This window comes from Streptomyces sp. SID10853 (genome assembly GCF_010548145.1).
In the GTDB taxonomy this organism is placed as follows: Bacteria; Actinomycetota; Actinomycetes; order Streptomycetales; family Streptomycetaceae; genus Streptomyces.
Genome location: NZ_JAAGLN010000409.1, coordinates 1 through 3,234, shown reverse-complemented (window position 1 = coordinate 3,234; position 3,234 = coordinate 1). Strand labels below are relative to the sequence as shown.

General features: G+C 73.5%; 3 protein-coding genes and 1 pseudogene. 2 read left to right on the top strand and 2 right to left on the bottom strand.

The genetic code is table 11. The features are described from left to right. Positions 1-122: 122 nt before the first annotated feature. On the top strand, positions 123-788 hold the full coding sequence (locus G3I19_RS35600; RefSeq protein ID WP_164267818.1) for a response regulator transcription factor: 666 nt from the start codon (positions 123-125) through the stop codon (positions 786-788). Between the two features lie 50 nt (positions 789-838). Here G3I19_RS35600 and G3I19_RS35595 read toward each other — a convergent pair whose 3' ends face one another. Together G3I19_RS35595 and G3I19_RS35590 are read right to left on the bottom strand one after the other, a co-directional pair. Continuing rightward, positions 839-1,582: a maleylpyruvate isomerase family mycothiol-dependent enzyme gene (locus G3I19_RS35595; RefSeq protein ID WP_164267817.1), complete on the bottom strand. Its 744-nt coding sequence runs from the start codon at positions 1,580-1,582 to the stop codon at positions 839-841. A 21-nt stretch (positions 1,583-1,603) separates the two neighbouring features. Then, positions 1,604-2,830: an MFS transporter gene (locus G3I19_RS35590; protein WP_164267816.1), complete on the bottom strand. Its 1,227-nt coding sequence runs from the start codon at positions 2,828-2,830 to the stop codon at positions 1,604-1,606. An 87-nt stretch (positions 2,831-2,917) separates the two neighbouring features. Here G3I19_RS35590 and G3I19_RS35585 point away from each other — a divergent pair. After that, positions 2,918-3,234: pseudogene (locus G3I19_RS35585) on the top strand (ROK family protein); the annotation flags it as partial.

Below are 3,234 nucleotides of genomic sequence, written 5' to 3'. Positions count from 1 at the left end.
CCGCCCGCCGTGCCGACCGCGGGTCCGCCCGCCGCACCGTCCACTGCTCCGCCCACCGGGCCCGCTGCCGGTCCACCCGCAGTGCCGCCCACCGCACCGCCCGCCGCACCTGAGGAGTCACCGTGATCCGTGTCCTGCTCGCCGACGACCAGTCCCTGGTCAGAGCCGGATTCCAGGCGCTGCTCGGGGCCCAGCCGGACATCGAGGTGACGGGCGAGGCCGCCGACGGCGCCGAAGCGCTGACGCTGGTGCGCGAGCTGCGGCCGGACGTCGTACTGATGGACATCCGTATGCCGGTGCTCGACGGCCTGGCCGCCACCCGGAAGATCACCGCCGACCCGGACCTGGACGGGGTCAAGGTGGTCATGCTCACCACCTTCGAGCTCGACGAGTACGTCTTCGAGGCGATCCGCTCGGGGGCCTCCGGCTTCCTGGTCAAGGACACCGAGCCGGAGGAACTGCTGCGTGCGGTACGGGCGGTGGTCGACGGGGACGCGCTGCTCTCGCCGGGGGTGACACGCAGACTCATCGCCGAATTCGCCGCGCGCTCCAAGGAACCCGCCGAAGCCGTCGGCCTCGGCCGGCTCACCGAACGCGAGCGCGAGGTGATGGCGCTCGTCGGTATCGGCCTCTCCAACGAGGAGATCGCCCGCAGGCTCGTCGTCAGCCCGCTCACCGCCAAGACCCATGTCAGCCGCGCCATGGTGAAGCTCGGTGCCCGCGACCGGGCGCAGCTCGTGGTGCTGGCGTACGAGTCGGGGCTGGTGCGCCCCGGCTGGCTGGGCTGAACACGGGCCGTGGTTCCGGCGTCAGCCCTGCCCTGCACGCCCCGCCCGGGTCAGACCGCGGAGGTCTCCCGCCAGAACCAGGCCAGGGCGGCATCGCCCGTGACGGACACGGCGGAGAGCGGACGGCGGTTCCACAGCGTCGCGTAGAGCAGTGCGGCCTCCCCGCTCAGCTCGCAGTCGGCGGGGCCTTCGCCGGTGTGCTCGGCACGGGGCGGTTCCGCCGAGAGGTGCACGGTCCATACGTCCCCGGTGTCGGTGGCCCGTACCCGCAGGGCCCGCGGGCCCTCCGTACGCACCCGGCTCCTGGACCTCGCGTGGAACCCGCGCAGCAGCTCGTCGATGCCGTCCGCGGCGAACTCCGGATCCGGCGGGTCCGGTTCGGTGCCGAGCGCCGATTCGGCGTCCATCCGGTGCACGGCGGTCTCATGTGCCTGCCGCCGGGCCCAGAACGCGAGCGGCGTCGCCGCGGGCAGGAAGGTCAAGCAGTCCAGATCCTCCGGCGCGGCGGTCAGCGCGGCCACCAGCGAACGGTGTCCTGCCCCGAACCAGTCGATGAGTCCGTCCCCGTCGATACGGGGCGCGGCGGAGGGCGGGCGGAAGCGGGTGTGCCCCTCAGTGACGAAGTCGGTCGCCCAGCGGTGCACCGCTCCGGTGTGCCGCAGCAGATCCCGTACGTCCCAGCCGGGGCACGTGGGCACCGCGGCCCGGGTGCCGGCCCGGGCGGCAGCGGTGGCGAGCAGACGCCCCTCACGGTCGAGGGCCGAGATGAACGTGCCGATCGGCAGGGGATTCATACGGGCGATTGTGCCAGGGCGTCAGGCGGCCGTGGGAGCCGACGCGTTGCGGCTGGCGTACCCGATCAGCGCGGCGACCGCGGCGAGCAGCGCCACAGTGGTGAGGGCGATGGGCAGCGTCAGCCAGTCGGCGAGAAAGCCGATCACGGGCGGGCCGATCAGCATGCCCCCGTAGCCCAGGGTGGAGGCGGTGGCGACTCCGCCGGGGCCCGCCAGCGCGCCTGCCCGGCCGATCGCCACGGGGAAGCTGTTGGCCAGTCCGAGCCCGGCCAGCACGAACCCGGTCAGCGCCAGCCACACCGTGGGTGCGAGGGCCCCCAGCAGCAGACCCGCCGCCGCCACGGTCGCGCCGCCGACGAGGGCCCGGGTCTGGCCGAGCCGTTCGAGCAGTGCGGTACCCGTGGACCGGCCGACGGTCATGGCGAGCGCGAAGAGCGAGTACGCGGCGGCCGCGAGGCCCGGTTGCGCGTGCAGGTCCTGCTTCAGATGCAGGGCGCTCCAGTCGGCCATGGCCCCCTCCCCGTACGAGGTGCACAGCGCGATCGTCCCGAAGACCAGCACCAGCCGCCTGCTGTGGCTGTCGAGGCGGCGGGGCGTCGCCGCCTCCCGTACGGCGGTCCGCGGCGCCGACGGGACGGGATGCCGGAGCAGATCACGGCCGGCCACGCAGGTCAGCAGGAGGCCCACTGCGGTCAGGCCGAGCAGATGGGACGACGCCGACAGCCGGCCCGCGACGAGCCCGCCCGCACCGGCGCCGACCATGCCGCCGAGGCTGAACGCGGCGTGGAAGCTGGACATCACCGGGCGGCGCAGCGCGGCGACCAGATCGACGGCGGCGCTGTTCATCGCCACGTTCAGCCCGCCGTACGCCCCGCCGAACACCAGCAGGACCAGGCCGAGGGTGAGCGCCGAGTGCATCTGCGGCGGCAGCGCGATACTCACCGAGAGGAGGGCCGCGCAGGCGACGGTGACGGGATGGTTGCCGAAGCGCCGGCACAGCCGCCCCGTGAGCATCATCGTGATCACGCCCCCGGCCGACACCCCCAGCAGCGCCAGGCCGAGCGCGCTCGCCGAAGCGCCGGTCTGCTGCTTGATCGCGGGGATGCGGACCACCCAGCCGGCGAACAGGAATCCGTCCAGGGCGAAGAAGACGGTGAGGGTGACCCGGAGACGGAGCAGGGAGGGTATGGCGCTGTTTTCGCCCGGGCCTCCCGCAAGAGCCGTCCCGACTTTGTTTAGATTCGGCACAAAAGAAGGATAGGGGGAGCGGTGGCCGTGAACAAGGGCGGTACCGGATCGTCTTGCGCCGCCCGGGATCATGGGAGACTCGCCCCCATGAACGGCAAGGTGACGACCAACCGGACGAAGCTGGAGCGTGGCCGCAGCGCGCTCGGACCGGCGCTGGAACTGGTCCACACGGGCCGCGCTCCCACCCGGGCCGTGCTCACGGCGGAGCTGGGAGTCACCCGGGCCACCGCCGGAGCCGTCGCGGCCGAGCTCGAATCGCTCGGGCTGATCCGGGTCGACTCACGTCCCGCCGCCGCCGGCTCCCAGGGCAGGCCCTCGCACCGGCTCTCGGTCGACACCGGCGGGCCCGTCGTGCTCGCGGCCCAGGTGCACGCGGACGGCTTCCGCGCCGCGCTCGTCGGGCT